Here is a 14,899-nt window from a genome sequence, read left to right on the forward strand (position 1 = left end):
CGGCCGGTCCTGCGGCCTGGAGCTCAGCCCCAGCCTCCGGCCATGCGCTCCAGGTAGACGCTGCTGCCCAGCTCCTGGAGGCGCGCGTCCTTGGCCACCACCTGGTCGTGCAGGCTCTGGCGGTAGGTGGCGAGCCGCTCGGCCAGGGCCGGATCGGCAAGCGCCAGGATCTGGGCCGCCAGCAGGCCGGCGTTGGTGCCGTTGCCGATGGCCACGGTGGCCACCGGGATGCCGGCGGGCATCTGCACGATCGAGTGCAGCGAATCCACCCCCGAGAGGGCCTTGCTCTGCACCGGCACACCGATCACCGGCAGGGGCGTGAGGGCGGCCACCATGCCCGGCAGGTGGGCGGCACCGCCGGCGCCGGCGATCACCACCTGAAGGCCGCGGCCGGCGGCCTGCTGGGCAAAGTCCACCATCTCCAGGGGGGTGCGGTGGGCCGAGAGCACCCGCACCTCCACCGCGATGCCGAAGTCGTGGAGCAGCTCCACGGCGGGCTGAAGGGTGGGCAGGTCCGAGTCGCTGCCCATGACCACGGCCACCCGCGCCCCCCCTGGGGCCGGATGGCGGCTGGCGGCGGGTGTGCTGGGGGCAGGCTTGCTGGCGGCCATGACCGGAATCCCCACGGAGGCGGCGAGGATGCCATTCTCCCGCCCCGGCGCCGTTTCCTCCCCCGCCCGGTGCCCCCTGCCATGCGCTGGCTCAGCAACCTCCGCCTGCCCGACGCCACCCACCACCCGTCCCGCCGCTGGCGGGTGGGCCTCGATGGCGCCGACCAGATCGCCGCGGTGGAGCCCCTGGCGCCGGGCAGCGCCGCCGCCGGCGAGAACTGGCAGGGCGACTGGCTCAGCCCCGCCGCCGTGGACCTGCAGATCAACGGCGGCCTGGGCCTGGCCTTTCCGGAGCTGACGCCGGCCGATCGGCCCAGGCTGCTGGAGCTGCTCGGGCGGCTCTGGGCCGACGGGGTGGAGGCGATCAGCCCCACCCTTGTGACCTGCGGCGTGGCCCCCCTGCGCCAGGCCCTGGCGGTGCTGCGCCAGGCCCGCGCCGAGCACCGGCCGGGGCGCTGCCAGCTGCTGGGGGCCCACCTGGAGGGGCCCTTCCTGGAGCCGACGCGGCGGGGAGCCCACCCGGCCCAGCACCTGGCGGCCCCGAGCCGGGAGGCGCTGCTGGAGCGGATCGGCGGCTACGAGGCGGAGATCGAGCTGATGACCCTGGCGCCGGAGCTGCCCGGCGCCGGGGAGGTGATCGAGGCGCTGCGGGAGCTGGGGATCCTCGTGAGCCTGGGCCACAGCGCCGCCGATGAGGCCCAGGCCACGGCGGCCTTCGAGGCCGGCGTGACGATGCTCACCCACAGCTTCAACGCCATGCCCGACATGCACCGGCGCGCCCCCGGACCGGTGGCCGCCGCGGCGCTGCGGGGCGACGTGGCCCTGGGCCTGATCGCCGACGGCGTGCACGTGGCGCCCACCATGGCGGTGCTGCTGCAGCGCCTGGCGCCGGAGCAGCTGGTGCTGGTGAGCGATGCCCTGGCCCCCTATGGCCTGCCCGATGGCACCTACCGCTGGGACGATCGGCCCCTGACGGTGGCTGAGGGCAGCTGCCGGCTGGAGGACGGCACCCTGGCGGGGGTCACCCTGCCGCTGCTGGAGGCCGCCTGCCGGCTGGCGGGCTGGAGCGGCGAGGCGGAGCGGGCGATCGCCGCCGCCACGCTGCACCCCCGGCGGGTGCTGGGCGACGATCGGCCCCTGCCGGAGCTGCTGCTGGGGCTGCCCTTGGCCGAAACCCTGCGCTGGAGCGGACCGGCCGGGGCGCTGCGCTGGCGCCGCTCCGCCTGAAGCCGACGCGTCGGGCCCGCAGGGGGCGCTGCCTAGGATCCGCGCCACATCCCACCCGTCAGGCTCCCTCCCGATGCCCCCCGAGCAGCTGCTGGACCCCAGCCAGGCCCTGGACGCCAAGGCGGCAGAGAAGGCCGAGGTGCAGGCCTACTTCAACAGCACCGGTTTCGAGCGCTGGAACCGCATCTACAGCGAGAGCGAGGAGGTGAACCGCGTCCAGCGCAACATCCGCATCGGCCACCAGAAGACGGTGGACAACGTGCTGGATTGGCTGCGGGAGCAGGGCGACCTGCCCAACCGGAGCTTCTGCGACGCCGGCTGCGGGGTCGGCAGCCTCAGCCTGCCCCTGGCCCAGCTGGGTGCCGGCCACGTGGAGGCGTCCGACCTGTCGGAGGCCATGGTCACGGAGGCCCAGCGCCGTGCCACCGAGGCCGGCATCCCCGGCGACCAGCTGCACTTCACCGCCACCGACCTGGAGAGCCTCAGCGGCCGCTACGACACGGTGATCTGCCTGGACGTGTTCATCCACTACCCCCAGGCCCCGGCGGAAGACATGGTGCGCCACCTGGCCGCCATGGCCGAGCGGCACCTGATCGTGAGCTTTGCCCCCTACACGCCGCTGCTGGCGCTGCTCAAGGGCATCGGCCAGCTGTTCCCCGGCCCCAGCAAGACCACCCGCGCCTACACCCTGCGGGAATCGGGGATCGTGGCGGCGGCCGCCGAGGCGGGCTTCGTGCTCAAGCGCCGCAGCCTCAACCAGGCGCCCTTCTACTTCTCGCGGCTGCTGGCCTTCGAGAAGGCGGCCTGAACCAGCCGGAACCAGCGCACCGGCCGGCTCCTCAAGGGGAGGCCGGCGATGGCGCCGCGGGCTTGCCCACAAACGACTCCATCTGGGCGGCCATGGCCTCCGGAACCTCCAGCATGGGGAAGTGGCTGCCCGCGTCCAGCTTCACCACGTGGAACCAGGGATGGGCCGCCGCCAACGCCTGCTGGGCGCTGAGGTAGGCGGGATCGTCCGGCTGGGCATAGAGATGCAGCACCGGCACGGCAGGAGTCAGCTCGGCCAGGGCCTGGGATGGACTGCCCGCCCGGGCGTAGGCGGCGCTGATCTCACGGCCAGCCCGCGCCCACATCGCCGAGCCATAGGAGCCCATGTCGTCCTGGAGATACCGGGAGAGGGCGGGAATCTCCAATCCATGCAGCCAGAGGGCAAAGAGCTGGTCGCGGGCCTGGCTCCACTGGGCTGGATCCTGGAGCGCCTGCAGCACATCCAGGAAGGGTGGCGGGGGCTCCAGGACGATCCAGTCGAGCAGCACCAGCTGCGGCACCCGCTCGCCGAGCCGCCGTCGCAGTTCGATCGCGACCCAGCCGGCATGGGAGAGCGCCACGGGCACGACGCGCGTCACCCCACTGGCCGCCAGCACCGCCAGAGCATCCTCCACCAGGGCATCCACCCCGAAGTCGCCGGCCGGTCGGCCGGACTGACCATGGCCGCGCCAGTCGAGCGCCAGGGTGCGCCGGCCGAGGGCACAGGCGGCAGCAAGCTGATCGAACACGGCGCAGCTGCCACACCAACCGGGAAGGAAGAGAAACGCCGGCTCACCCTGACCGTGATCGGTGTAGTGGATCCGGGTTCCCTGGGATACCGCGTCGGGCATGGGAGCTCTCCTGCCAGCGGCGCCAGAGGGCGCCTGGATCCAAGCTGACCAGCCCCGCTGCGGATGCCAAGCGGCGCTTCACAATGCCTTGAGGCGGGTGGTGCCACCGTTCTGGCCTGTGGATGTCAAGGACAGCGACACCACGGGGATGCTGACCCGACACAGGCGCTGGCGCCCACCGCACTCTGCTGGGGAGGATCGACAGGAGCGGCCGAGATGACAGCCGAAGGGCCACGGCCCGCGGCCCTCAATCCCCAAAGAGCGCGATGGTGCGACGCGTGGTTCCATCTGGCGCGGAACTCTCCAGGCGCCGTTTCCCCGTGGGGTCGAGTGAGTGCAGATCAATCGTATAGATCGCGTTGTCTCCGTAGCTGCGGAAGTAGTAAACGCGATTGCTGGTGTCAGCCACGGCGCTCCAGAGCGTGTATTCACTGATCTCTGAATTCGTATCAGCCTCGACGTTTCGCAGGATCCCGGGCGCCAGATCAAAACAGTTCATGATGTGCCAGGCGATCCACACGGCCTCCGGGCCATCCTGGCCGGGATACGCATCTCTGGAGTAGAGGTAGGCCCGCACTAAGCGGTCGGCGCAGCTGCTTCCTCCCGGCATGCCCAGACAACCATCCCCCATGGTCTGCTTGTAGTCCTGAGATCCCGACTGAAAGGGGCCGGCCGGGTTGTAGGGGCTGAGGTGCTGAAATCTCCTGATGTTGGCCTGGTGACAGGAGTAGGCCGGGAGGATTGGCCACAACCCCACCTTCAGCGTCGTAGATCGTGGGAGGCTGATCGGCCGCATGCCATTCCACAACAATCGTGTCGCCTGAGGCATCGCCGATGCGCAGGTGCTGCGGAAATTGGCCCGGCTTGCCAGGGAAGGGGAATGGCACGGCGCCCACGATGAAATCCCCACGCTCAATGCCGCTCCGGGCTTCTGCCGTTGTGGCATACATGCCGCACACGAACGCAGGTGCCTGCCATGAACCGATCACGCGGGTCCGGTTCTCCTCCGTGACCGGTGGAAAGTCCGTGTAGCCCGGCAGGTTGAAGCATCCGCAGACCAGCCCATGCTCATTGAGCATGTCGGCACCGCCCTCCACCAACTGACCACCCATGGGGAAGGTGCCCATGGCGCCGGCATAGGCGTGACGGTTGTTCCAGCGCAGTCCGTCCTGGCCCGTGGGCGTCGTGCCCACGAAGCATTGGCCACGCGGCACATAGCCCAACGTGGACGGCAGCGGAGTGTCGAATTCGAGCGTCCGCGCATAGACCACATCGCCATTGTGCGCCGTCAGACGGATTCCAGTGCACATGGGATGAATCCATCGTTGGGAGGGCATCGATCCTCGCAGAGCATCGGCTTGCAGCGATGGCCGGCAGCTTCCGCTTCAACCGTGGGACTGGTTGTCGGAGAGCCGGAACCAGTCGGGCACCTCCAGCTTCCAGCGGATGGCCCCGGCGCGAAAGAGGAAGATGAAGGCCATGCACAGCAGGGCGATCAGATTCTGACTCCCTGGTGTTGCCGTCATCAACACGCCATAGGCCACACATCCGGCACTCACCGGGATCGCATACAGCTCCCGCCGCATCAGCAGGTTGTCGCGCCCAGCCAACATGTCCCGGATCAGGCCACCACCGATCGCGGTGATGATCCCCAGGAGGATCGGTGCCAAGGGCAAGCCGAAACCCAGCGACCAGGCCTTGGCGGCACCCTGGATCGCGAACAGGGCAATTCCCACGGCATCCAGATAAAGCAGCAAGGCAACCACCCGCCGCCTGGACATCAAGCGATAGCCCCAGAAGGTGATGATGCTGGCCAGCAGTGAGATCCAGAGGTAGGAGATATCCTTCGACCAGAAGACAGGTTGCCCCAGGATCAGATCGCGAACCGTGCCGCCACCGATGGCCGTCAGCAAGCCCATCACCATGGCCGTGAGCAGATCAATACCCCGCGGCGCCATGGCGATGACGGCGGTGGCGGCAAACGCCACCGTGCCGGCCATCGCGGCAGCCTGACTCAGTTCATTCATGGCCGCCCAGAATCCAGAGAGTCCCTAAGCCAACCGTATCAATCGGCCTCTCGATCAGCCTGACCCAATGGGATCGACATCGTGACGCAGGCGCAGCTCTCGATGCAGTGGGCATGCTGGAGGCCTACGACCTCTCGAATGAAGCGTTGGGCAACCACGCCGTCATGATGTCCTGTTGGGAAAGGACACGTCAAAGACCCGGCAACCAACACCTATCGAAACGGCCCACGCACCTCTCCAGGTGGTCGTCTTGCATCGTGGCCATGCCCAAGCCAGAGGTCAGATGGCGCTTCATAGAGCCGACCACCAACGATCGTGCCGCAGGCTGACCACAACCGTGGGGCCATCAAGCACCCGCACGATGCATCGCGGCATGCATCGAATCAGGCCGCGGGCTCAGCCCCCCACCACCAGGGCATCGACAATCTCATAGCGCTCCGAGTTCTCCCCCAGAGAGAGCACCGAAACATCGCCTCGCCGCTGCACCGACAGCGTCTCGGGTTGATCCGAAGCCACCGCCTGGCCCTTCACGAACAGGAACTGACGCTTCTGACCCGCCGGGTTCGTGACCACCACCGTGCCGCTGTTGTTGGCCCTGCGGATCACGAAGGCCTGACACCTGGCGGCCTGACCGCTGCCCCCGGACCCACAGGACACCTCCGCCGAGGCGTGATACGGAGTGCCGGGGATCACGGCATCGCGGGACGACGGCACAGGGGCAAGGGGAGCGCCGCTGATGCCGATGCGAAGGCTGTAGCGGCTGGTTTCATTGCGGCGCGCCGCAGGACGCATCAGGTACACCCTCACCCTGACGTCGCCATCGCTCGGCAGGAGGCCACGGAAGCGGTTGCCGGAGCTGCTGCCGATGAACAGGGCGGTGTCGGTCTCGGCCGCCATCACGTTGACATAGTTCTGCGGGTTGGAGCCCTTGAGCTCCACCGTCAGGGTCTGACCGGCGCCGGCCCGCAGGCTGTAGTCGATGGTCTGGTCGCCCTTGAGCTGGCCTTGAAGCAGGGTGGAATCGGCGCCGGCTCGAAACGTGACCCGTTGGCTCTCGATCGCGGTCTGGGCCACGCCAACCCCAGCCGGGGGGCTGATGACCAGCAGGCCAGCGGCAACGAAAGCAAGTGGAGCACGCATCGGATCCCTGGCAGCGAGCCCTGAAAACCCTACCTTGCTGTCTTTTCGGCACACTTGCGACCACCTATTGAGGTAGGCAGCCTGTAGACCTGGATGCGCCTGATCGCGCCAAGCAAGCCTTACATGAGTGGATCTGGGCACAGGAATCAAGGCGATGTTCACGAGTACTCTCTGGTGAAGAGTCATCCCCTGAATATTTAGATGGGCTTTAAGGGCCACCGAGATCTGATCGCCCGACGATCAAGACCATCGGCGGGCATTCATCTGTTGCGCAAACAAGCGATCGTTGGAACCATCCGCCGTATCCTGAGGCCAGGGAGACTCTTGAAATCCACGCCCTGCTCTGTGACGTGGACCCTGGAAACCGGTCCAGGGTCCACGTCACACTCACCTTCAGGTCCACCGCCAGATGGCTGAGGAAGGCGTTCACCTCAGCGCGGCCCATCTCCCTGGGATGGCGCCGTGCCTGAAAGCGCAGGAACCGCCTGAGCCACTGTTCGTCGGTCTTCACCGTGCGGCGGGCGTCGTGCCGCACCTGCAGCTCCTCCCGGTAGCGCTGAATCAAGCCGGGAGGCCTTAGATCGCTGGGCACGGATGACGCTCGCCATTCACCCCCTCCAGGGTTCCCTGCTCAAGCCCTCAGAGCCCCAGCGCCTCCGGCACCTCCAGCTCCAGCCGGCCACCGTCGGGATGCTCCAGCTCAAGGCGCCAGGCCTGCAGCCGGTAGCCCCCGTCACCCGGCAGGGCCTCGGCCCGCGCCAGGCCCCCGGGCCCATAGAGCGGATCCCCCAGCAGCGGAGCCCCGATCGCCGCGCAGTGGATGCGGATCTGGTGCGGCCGCCCGCTGGCGATGGCCACCTGCACCAGATCCGCCCGCGCGCCCCGCTCCAGCAGGGTGAGGGTGCTGTGGGCCGCCCGATCGCCGCTCTCGGAGCCATCGGCGGCGCACCACAGCTCTCCGAGCTGCGGATGGGGGCGGCGGCCGATCGGCACCGCAATCGGCAGCGACGCGCCCGGCGCCAGGGGCAGCACCCCAGGCACCACCAGGGCGCGGTAGAGCTTGCGGCAGCCCTGCGCCGCGGCCGGGCCGGCCCCTTCGGGGTGCGCCGCCGTGCTCTCCCGCAGCCGGGCGCTCAGCCAGGCCCGCGTCGCCGGACGGCGGGCGCACACCAGCAGCCCGCTGGTGAAGCGGCCCAGCCGATGCACGGGCCTGGGGATGCCAGCGGCATCGTCGCCGTGGCGTCGCTCCAGCAGCCGCAGCAGCGTGTGCTCCAGCCAGCCACCGGCGGGCAGCACCGGCAGGCCGCTCGGCTTGTCGAGCACGTGCAGGTCGCCGTCGTCGAACACGACGGACCAGGCTCCCGGTACGGCGGCCTCCTGCCAGGGGGGCCGATGCCAGGCCAGCCCATCTCCGGCGGCGAGGGCCCCATCGGCCCGGAGCTGCTGGCCGTTCCGACGGATCTCGCCGGCGGCCAGCCGTTCGCGCCACACCCCCTGGCCTGAATGGCGGTAGCGCGCGGCGTAGAACGCGCTCACCCAGAGCGGGCTATCACCAGCAGTGGCCTCCAGATCAGCCGTGCGCACCCGGTCGCGGTAGGTCCAGCCGCTGTTGAACGCCGCCGGCAGCCAGAGCGGCGGCGGCCCAGGCTCAGCCAATCAGGCTCACTCCACCAGGCCGTGTTCGAGGGCGTAGCGCACCAGTTCGGTGCGACTGGCGGTGCCGGTCTTGGTGAACAGCCGGCTCACGTACTTCTCCACGTTGCGGATCGACGTTTCCAGCCGCCGGGCGATCTCCTTGTTCATCATTCCCTCGGCCACCAGCTGCAGCACCGAGGCCTCGCGGGGGGTGAAGTCGTGCCGCACGGGGCCGGCGGCCTTCTTGGTGCCGCCGCCCTGGAGCAGCGAGCGGATCTCGGTGATCTGCTTGGCCATCTGGCCGATGTCGGCATCGGCGTAGCGGGCGGCCTCGGCCAGCAGCCGCTCCTGGCGGCGCACCACGTTGCGCACCCGCGCCACCAGCTCATCCGGATCGAAGGGCTTGGGGATGTAGTCGTCCACGCCGGCGTGGAAGCCCTCGATCCGATCGGCCGTCATGCCCTTGGCGGTGAGGAAGATCACCGGCGTGCCCCCCAGCCGCTCGTCGGCCCGCAGGCGCTTGAGCAGCCCATAGCCATCCAGGCGGGGCATCATCACGTCGCTGAGCACCACATCGGGCAGCAGCTCCTGGGCCTTGGTCCAGCCGTCCTCGCCGTCCACGGCCGTGGTCACATCGAAGCCCTCGTCCTCCAGGTAGGTCTGCACGGCGGTGCGCAGGCCGGGCTCGTCGTCCACCAGCAGCAGCCGCGGCGGGGCCGGCGGCGGCGCCTCCGGGGCCTCGGCGGCGGGCTGGAGATCGGGGTCGAGGCTCATGGGCCCGCAGGCGGCAGGGGCGATGCCCGCAATCTATCGAGCGTTTCCGGGCAGCACCTCCTGCCGCTCCTGGCGCTGGCCCGAAAAGCCCAGCTGACGGGCCACGGCCGCCAGGCCGGCGGGGTCCTTGCCGGCGTGCTCCGGGAAGCAGGCGGCCCACCAGATCTGGTGGTCGAGCCGGTTGGCGGGGGTGATGATGCCGCCGGGATTGAGCTCCCGCAGGATGAACTGGCGGCCGTTGCTGGTGATCCGCATCGGCGCCGCCGGGCTGCAGCGCAGGGTCTCGGTGCGCACCCGCAGGTCGTTGGGCTTCTCCAGCCACACCTTGATCTGGCGCACCGCCGGGTCCGACGGGTCGCGGCTCACCGAAAACACCCCGATGACCTCCGGGCCCGCCATGGTGGGGCGCTCCTCGAGCACCACAAGCCCCGTCGGGCGGGCCGTGGCGGGCGCCACCATCTCGCCCTCGGCGGCGTGGGCCGGCCGGCCGGCCAGGGGCAGGGCAGCCGCCAGGGCTATGGCGAGGGCGAGGGGGAGCGGGCGGGCCATGGCGAGGCGGAGGGGGAAGCGCCAGAGCGGGCGTGCTTGCCAGCATGGGTCCCCAGGCCGCCGCCGCCAAGACCGCTGACCCCGCCCGACCCCACCGCACCCATCTACCTCGACCACCAGGCCACCACCCCCTGCGACCCGGCGGTGCTGGCGGCGATGGCGCCCTGGTGGAGCGACCAGTTCGCCAACCCCGCCAGCCGGCTGCACCGGCCCGGCCTGCTGGCGGCCGCGGCGGTGGAACAGGCCCGCGGCCGCCTCGCGACAGAGCTGAGGCTGACCCTGGGGGAGGGCACGCCCGCCGCAGGCAGCGACGGCTGGGCCGTGGTGTTCACCAGCGGCGCCACCGAGGCCAACAACCTGGCCCTCAAGGGCCTGGCCGAAGCCGAGCTGAACGCCGGTGGGCGGCGCCGCCACCTGCTCACCCTGGCCAGCGAGCACCGGGCCGTGCTCGATCCCCTGCGCTACCTCGCCGGCCACGGCTTCCGGCTCACGGAACTGGCCGTGGGCGGCGACGGCCTGGTGGATCCGGCGGCCCTGGAGGCGGCCCTCGAGCCCGACACGCTGCTGGTGAGCGTGATGGCCGCCAACAACGAGATCGGCGTGCTCCAGCCCCTGGCCGCCATCGGCGCCCTCTGCCGGGCCCGCGGCATCTACTTCCACTGCGACGCCGCCCAGGCCGTGGGCCAGATCCCCCTGCAGCCCGCCGCCCTCGGCATCGACCTGCTCAGCCTCAGCGGCCACAAGCTCTACGGCCCCAAGGGCATCGGCGCCCTGCTGGTCGCCCCGGGGGTGCGGCTGGCGCCCCAGCAGCACGGCGGCGGCCAGGAGGGGGGCCTGCGGGCCGGCACCCTGCCGGTGCCGCTGATCGTGGGGCTGGCGGAGGCCCTGGCCCTGGCCCAGGCGGATCAGCAGCCCCGGGCCGCCAGGCTTGGTGCGCTGCGGGATCGGCTCTGGGCCGGGCTGGAGGCGCTGGGGGACATCCAGCTCAACGGCGCCCTGGCGCCGCGGCTGGCCCACAACCTCAACGTCACCGTGGCCGGCGTGGACGGCACGGCCCTGCACCGCGCCCTGCGCCGCCGGCTGGCGGTGAGCAGCGGCTCGGCCTGCAGCGCCGGCAGCCCCTCCCACGTGCTGGCGGCCCTGGGCCGCAGCCGCGCCGAGGCGGCGGCCTCGATCCGCTTCGGGCTGGGGCGCGGCACCAGCCCCGCCGACATCGACACGGCCCTGGCGGTGCTCAGCGCCACGGTCGGGGAGCTGCGGGGCTGAAGGGCCGGGGCAGGCCCCTCAGCCCGGCGCCCACACGCTCAGCACCACGAAGCCCACCACCCCGATCACGGCCAGCAGCACCTGGGCCAGCCGGCTCACGAGCATGCCGCTCACCACCGCCAGGCCCACCACCAGGGAGCGGCGCAGTGTCTCGAAGCCGCGCGTACGGCCGGCGCCGAGCTCCGCCACCAGCTCGCCGAGAGCCGCGCCCGCCAGGGGCCCCACCAGGGCCCCCAGCAGCGGGCCGCCCACCGGCAGGGCCGGCAGCAGCCCCAGCAGCCCCACCACGAGGCCGAGGCCGGCGCCGATGTAGGCCCAGCGGCTGGCCTTGAACCGGGCCGCCCCCAGCACCAGGCCGAGGGCGTCGGCGCCCCAGCCCAGCAGCAGGATCAGCACCGCTAGGGCCAGGGCCGGCCAGCCGGCGCTCCAGCCCACCGCCCAGCACCACAGGCCGGCACCGACCGGCAGCAGCGCCAGGCCGGGCAGCACCGGAAACAGGGTGCCGGGGATCGCCACCAGCTGGATCGCCAGCGCCAGCCACCAGATCAGGTCGGTGCGGCTGATGCCGGCCAGGGCCTGGCGCAGGGGATCGAGGAGGGCGTCCATCAGGCGGTCATCAGGCGGAGGCGCCGGACTCGGCCGGGCGGCGGCGGGCCACCCGCAGCTTGGCCGAACGGCTGCGGGGGTTGGCGGCCTGCTCGGCCTCGTCCGCCACCAGGGGCTTGCGGGTCACCCGCTGCAGGCGCTCATCGCTGGCGAAGGCCGTCTTGACGCGCCTGTCTTCCAGCGAATGGAAGCTGATCACGCCCACCAGGCCGCCCGGCAACAGCCAGTCGGGGGCGACGGCCAGCAGGCGGTCGAGCACCCCCAGCTCGTCGTTCACGGCAATGCGCAGGGCCTGGAAGGTGCGGGTGGCGGGGTGGATGCGGCCGCGGCGGGCCGCCGGCGGGTAGCAGCCGGCCACCAGGTAGGCCAGGGCGGCGGTGCCGGCGAAGGGGCCCTGCTCGGCCAGGTGGGCCTTGATCTTGCGGGCGATCCGCCGCGACAGGCGCTCCTCGCCGTAGGCATAGATCAGATCCGCCAGCTCGGCCTCCTCCAGCCGGGCGATCAGCTCCGCGGCGGTCTCGCCGGCCTCGGGGTTCATCCGCATGTCCAGCGGGCCGTCGGCGCGGAAGCTGAAGCCGCGGGCCGCCACGTCCAGCTGGGGGCTGCTCACCCCCAGATCCGCCAGCACCAGGGCGGCGGGCTCCGGCGGCGTGAAGGCGGCGAAGTTCGTGGCCACGATCGACACCCGCGCGCCGAAGGGCTCCAGCCGGGCGGCGGCGGCGGCCCGGGCCGTGGGGTCCTGGTCGAGGCCGATCAGGCGCAGGCCCGGATGGAGCTCCAGCAGCAGGGCGCTGTGGCCGCCGCCGCCGAGGGTGCAGTCGATCAGCAGGGGGCTGGGGCCGGCCGCCTCCGGCAGGGCGGCGAAGGCCTCCAGCAGCGGATCGGCCAGCACCGGTTGGTGCTCAAACGGGATGGTCGCCGAATCGGGCATGGCGTCCTTCCTAAGATCCCGCCAACGATTCGCAGCCCACGGCCCCATGACGCAGCTGGAGACGCGCACGGAGCCGATGGTGGTCAACTTCGGCCCCCATCACCCGTCGATGCACGGGGTGCTGCGGCTGGTGGTGACCCTTGACGGCGAGGACGTGGTGGACTGCGAGCCGGTGATCGGCTACCTCCACCGCGGCATGGAGAAGATCGCCGAGAACCGCACGAATGTGATGTTCGTGCCCTACGTGAGCCGCATGGACTATGCGGCCGGCATGTTCTACGAGGCGATCGTGGTGAACGCGCCGGAACGCCTGGCCGATGTGCCGGTGCCGAAACGCGCCAGCTACATCCGCGTGCTGATGCTGGAGCTCAACCGCATCGCCAACCACCTGCTCTGGCTTGGCCCCTTCCTGGCGGATGTGGGTGCCCAGACTCCCTTCTTCTACATCTTCCGCGAGCGGGAGATGATCTACGACCTGTGGGAAGCGGCCACCGGTCAGCGCCTGATCAACAACAACTACTTCCGCATCGGCGGGGTGGCGGCCGACCTGCCCTACGGCTGGCTGGAGAAGTGCCTCGACTTCTGCGACTGGTTCGGCCCCAAGATCGATGAATACGAGAAGCTGATCACCAACAACCCGATCTTCCGCCGCCGCATCGAGGGCCTGGGCGTGGTCACGCGGGAGCAGGCGATCAACTGGAGCCTCTCGGGCCCGATGCTGCGGGCCTCCGGCGTGCCCTGGGATCTGCGCAAGGTGGACCACTACGAGTGCTACGACGACTTCGAGTGGGAGGTGGCCTGGCAGAAGGAGGGCGACTGCTACGCCCGCTACCGGGTGCGGATCGAGGAGATGCGCCAGTCGCTGAAGATCGTGCGCCAGGCCTGCCAGATGATCCCCGGCGGCCCCACCGAGAACCTGGAGGCCCGCCGCCTGGCCGAGGGCAAGAAGAGCGACTGGTATGGCTTCGACTACCAGTACGTGGCTAAGAAGGTGGCACCCACCTTCAAGATTCCCTCCGGCGAGCTCTACACGCGCCTGGAATCGGGCAAGGGCGAGATCGGCGTGTTCATCCAGGGCAACGACGACGTGACCCCCTGGCGCTTCAAGATCCGCGCCGCCGATTCCAACAACCTGCAGATCCTGCCCCACATCCTCAAGGGGGCCAAGGTGGCCGACATCATGGCGATCCTCGGCTCGATCGACGTGATCATGGGCTCGGTGGACCGATGAACGGCCGGGCCCGATGAAGTGGCTGGATCCCTGAAGCCTGCAGTGGGGCAAGCGCGTGGAGCATCGGCCGCGAAGCGCCTCCTCACCCGTCTCCAGCAGGCAGGCTTTCTGCTGCCGGCCAGCCTCACGGGCTACCTCTGGCTGAAGGGCGGCCATCCCGGGCTGCCGGGCTTCGCCTGTCCGCTGCGGGCCCTCACCGGCCTTCCCTGCCCCACCTGCTTTCTCACCCGCGCCACGGCCGCCAGCCTGCGGGGCGACTTCGGCGAGGCTCTAACCCTGCATGCCTTCGGCCCGCTGGCGGCGGCGGCGCTGCTGGTGTGGTCGGTGCAGGCGATCCGGCGGCGGCGGCTCTATCCGCAGGGACTGCAGGCCTGGCACGTGGTGGCCCTCAGCCTGGGCCTGCTGGCCTACTGGGGCCTGCGGATGGGGCTGACCTACGGGCTGGGGCGGCCCGCCTTCCCCAGCGGTTGACCAGGGCAGCGGAATGGCAGGGCGCCAGGGCCAAGCCCGGCACCGCAGCCCCCCTCAGGTGAGCACACCCTTGTAGTAGGCGGCGTTCTGGATATAGAACGTCGAGACGGGCACGGCCACCAGGGCCCCCAGCCCGCAGGTGCAGACCGCCACCACGATCACCACCAGGAAGGCCAGCACCTGGATGCCCACGAACTCCCAGCCCTTCGGGGAGCGGTACACGGCCTGGAAGGAGTCCACGAAGGTCTGCACCACCGGCCCATCGCCGTTGAAGATCCTGTTCACGTACACGGGCCCCACCAGCGCCACGGCGATGCCGGGCAGGATGCAGAGCACGAACCCCAGCGTGGCCACCAGGGAAAACAGCAGACCCGCCAGCAGATAGCGCCAGGGACGCCGGAACAGGATGCGGAAGGCCTGTTCCACGCCGATCGTCTCGCCCGTGGCGTAGTGGAGGGCCGGCACCGCCACGAACAGCACCCCCACCAGGCTCGAGAGCAGCGTGAAGGGCAGCTGGCCCAGTTGCCCCACCAGGCCGGCGATGGTGGCGGCGGTTTCATTGCTGCTGTCACCGCCGCTGATGGCGATGCCCGCGAAGGTGATCGCCAGATACACCACCAGGCCGGCCCCACTGATCACGGCGGTGGCCACCCAGGTGAGCAGGATCGTGGGCAGATGGGCCAGGAAGGCCTGCCAGGCCCTCTCCAGGCTGGGCTGCTCGGTGGCGGCAGGGGAGGCCAAGGCGGATCGGGCGCACTCGGCGGAATGTAGGG

The 14,899-nt window shown here is 70.5% G+C and carries 17 protein-coding genes and 1 pseudogene; 5 read left to right on the top strand and 13 right to left on the bottom strand.

All coding sequences use genetic code 11. From position 1 onward, the window contains the following. Positions 1-23 precede the first annotated feature (23 nt). Positions 24-542 carry a 5-(carboxyamino)imidazole ribonucleotide mutase gene (gene purE, locus ACLV7J_RS07385; RefSeq protein WP_411868592.1) on the bottom strand — a complete coding sequence of 173 codons (519 nt, stop codon included), beginning with the start codon at positions 540-542 and terminating at the stop codon, positions 24-26. A gap of 150 nt (positions 543-692) precedes the next feature. Here purE and ACLV7J_RS07390 point away from each other — a divergent pair, with 150 nt between their 5' ends. Then, positions 693-1,838, top strand: a complete 1,146-nt coding sequence (locus ACLV7J_RS07390) for an N-acetylglucosamine-6-phosphate deacetylase (RefSeq protein ID WP_411868456.1) — start codon at positions 693-695, stop codon at positions 1,836-1,838. Between the two features lie 73 nt (positions 1,839-1,911). Continuing rightward, on the top strand, positions 1,912-2,646 hold the full coding sequence (bchM, locus tag ACLV7J_RS07395; RefSeq protein WP_411868457.1) for a magnesium protoporphyrin IX methyltransferase: 735 nt from the start codon (positions 1,912-1,914) through the stop codon (positions 2,644-2,646). A gap of 31 nt (positions 2,647-2,677) precedes the next feature. Here bchM and ACLV7J_RS07400 read toward each other — a convergent pair whose 3' ends face one another. The 9 genes and pseudogenes from ACLV7J_RS07400 to ACLV7J_RS07440 form a co-directional block, all read right to left on the bottom strand. Continuing rightward, positions 2,678-3,496 (bottom strand): alpha/beta fold hydrolase, encoded by an 819-nt coding sequence (locus ACLV7J_RS07400; protein ID WP_411868458.1) that lies wholly within the window; start codon positions 3,494-3,496, stop codon positions 2,678-2,680. Between the two features lie 247 nt (positions 3,497-3,743). Continuing rightward, positions 3,744-4,283: a linear amide C-N hydrolase gene (locus tag ACLV7J_RS07405; RefSeq protein WP_411868593.1), complete on the bottom strand. Its 540-nt coding sequence runs from the start codon at positions 4,281-4,283 to the stop codon at positions 3,744-3,746. A gap of 4 nt (positions 4,284-4,287) precedes the next feature. Next, positions 4,288-4,833: pseudogene (locus ACLV7J_RS07410) on the bottom strand (linear amide C-N hydrolase); the annotation flags it as partial. Between the two features lie 48 nt (positions 4,834-4,881). Next, positions 4,882-5,523: a trimeric intracellular cation channel family protein gene (locus ACLV7J_RS07415; protein ID WP_411868459.1), complete on the bottom strand. Its 642-nt coding sequence runs from the start codon at positions 5,521-5,523 to the stop codon at positions 4,882-4,884. A 396-nt stretch (positions 5,524-5,919) separates the two neighbouring features. Next, positions 5,920-6,597 (bottom strand): hypothetical protein, encoded by a 678-nt coding sequence (locus ACLV7J_RS07420; RefSeq protein ID WP_411868460.1) that lies wholly within the window; start codon positions 6,595-6,597, stop codon positions 5,920-5,922. 274 nt (positions 6,598-6,871) lie between these two features. Then, positions 6,872-7,255, bottom strand: coding sequence for a site-specific integrase (locus ACLV7J_RS07425; RefSeq protein WP_411868461.1), 384 nt, complete (start codon positions 7,253-7,255; stop codon positions 6,872-6,874). Positions 7,256-7,302: 47 nt separating this feature from the next. Next, positions 7,303-8,319, bottom strand: a complete 1,017-nt coding sequence (locus ACLV7J_RS07430; protein ID WP_411868462.1) for an RluA family pseudouridine synthase — start codon at positions 8,317-8,319, stop codon at positions 7,303-7,305. Between the two features lie 6 nt (positions 8,320-8,325). Next, positions 8,326-9,072 (bottom strand): response regulator, encoded by a 747-nt coding sequence (locus tag ACLV7J_RS07435; RefSeq protein WP_411868463.1) that lies wholly within the window; start codon positions 9,070-9,072, stop codon positions 8,326-8,328. A 33-nt stretch (positions 9,073-9,105) separates the two neighbouring features. Further along, entirely contained in the window at positions 9,106-9,621 is a 516-nt protein-coding gene (locus ACLV7J_RS07440; RefSeq protein ID WP_411868464.1) for a hypothetical protein, read from the bottom strand. Positions 9,622-9,696: 75 nt separating this feature from the next. On the opposite strand from ACLV7J_RS07440, the gene ACLV7J_RS07445 reads away from it, so the two are divergent. Then, positions 9,697-10,887, top strand: coding sequence for a cysteine desulfurase family protein (locus tag ACLV7J_RS07445; protein WP_411868594.1), 1,191 nt, complete (start codon positions 9,697-9,699; stop codon positions 10,885-10,887). Between the two features lie 18 nt (positions 10,888-10,905). Here the strand turns inward: ACLV7J_RS07445 and ACLV7J_RS07450 are convergent, their stop codons facing one another. Next, complete coding sequence (locus ACLV7J_RS07450) at positions 10,906-11,493, bottom strand: DUF456 family protein (RefSeq protein ID WP_411868465.1); 588 nt, start codon at positions 11,491-11,493, stop codon at positions 10,906-10,908. Between the two features lie 10 nt (positions 11,494-11,503). After that, entirely contained in the window at positions 11,504-12,424 is a 921-nt protein-coding gene (gene rsmH / locus ACLV7J_RS07455; RefSeq protein ID WP_411868466.1) for a 16S rRNA (cytosine(1402)-N(4))-methyltransferase RsmH, read from the bottom strand. A gap of 46 nt (positions 12,425-12,470) precedes the next feature. On the opposite strand from rsmH, the gene ACLV7J_RS07460 reads away from it, so the two are divergent. Both ACLV7J_RS07460 and ACLV7J_RS07465 read left to right on the top strand, forming a co-directional pair. Then, positions 12,471-13,655, top strand: coding sequence for an NAD(P)H-quinone oxidoreductase subunit H (locus ACLV7J_RS07460; protein ID WP_411868467.1), 1,185 nt, complete (start codon positions 12,471-12,473; stop codon positions 13,653-13,655). Positions 13,656-13,697: 42 nt separating this feature from the next. After that, positions 13,698-14,126 carry a DUF2752 domain-containing protein gene (locus tag ACLV7J_RS07465; RefSeq protein WP_411868468.1) on the top strand — a complete coding sequence of 143 codons (429 nt, stop codon included), beginning with the start codon at positions 13,698-13,700 and terminating at the stop codon, positions 14,124-14,126. 54 nt (positions 14,127-14,180) lie between these two features. Here ACLV7J_RS07465 and ACLV7J_RS07470 read toward each other — a convergent pair whose 3' ends face one another. Further along, positions 14,181-14,867 (bottom strand): hypothetical protein, encoded by a 687-nt coding sequence (locus ACLV7J_RS07470; protein WP_411868469.1) that lies wholly within the window; start codon positions 14,865-14,867, stop codon positions 14,181-14,183. Between the last annotated feature and the right edge of the window lie 32 nt (positions 14,868-14,899).

It is taken from the genome of Vulcanococcus limneticus LL (assembly GCF_943369875.1).
In the GTDB taxonomy this organism is placed as follows: Bacteria; Cyanobacteriota; Cyanobacteriia; order PCC-6307; family Cyanobiaceae; genus Vulcanococcus; species Vulcanococcus limneticus_A.

Bases quoted from the DNA above. Each gene is read 5' to 3' on its own strand.
- ACLV7J_RS07450 (WP_411868465.1), bottom strand. From the start codon at position 11,493: ATGGACGCCCTCCTCGATCCCCTGCGCCAGGCCCTGGCCGGCATCAGC.
- ACLV7J_RS07415 (WP_411868459.1), bottom strand. From the start codon at position 5,523: ATGAATGAACTGAGTCAGGCTGCCGCGATGGCCGGCACGGTGGCGTTT.
- ACLV7J_RS07460 (WP_411868467.1), top strand. From the start codon at position 12,471: ATGACGCAGCTGGAGACGCGCACGGAGCCGATGGTGGTCAACTTCGGC.
- ACLV7J_RS07435 (WP_411868463.1), bottom strand. From the start codon at position 9,072: ATGAGCCTCGACCCCGATCTCCAGCCCGCCGCCGAGGCCCCGGAGGCG.
- ACLV7J_RS07390 (WP_411868456.1), top strand. From the start codon at position 693: ATGCGCTGGCTCAGCAACCTCCGCCTGCCCGACGCCACCCACCACCCG.
- ACLV7J_RS07440 (WP_411868464.1), bottom strand. From the start codon at position 9,621: ATGGCCCGCCCGCTCCCCCTCGCCCTCGCCATAGCCCTGGCGGCTGCC.
- bchM (WP_411868457.1), top strand. From the start codon at position 1,912: ATGCCCCCCGAGCAGCTGCTGGACCCCAGCCAGGCCCTGGACGCCAAG.
- ACLV7J_RS07400 (WP_411868458.1), bottom strand. From the start codon at position 3,496: ATGCCCGACGCGGTATCCCAGGGAACCCGGATCCACTACACCGATCAC.
- rsmH (WP_411868466.1), bottom strand. From the start codon at position 12,424: ATGCCCGATTCGGCGACCATCCCGTTTGAGCACCAACCGGTGCTGGCC.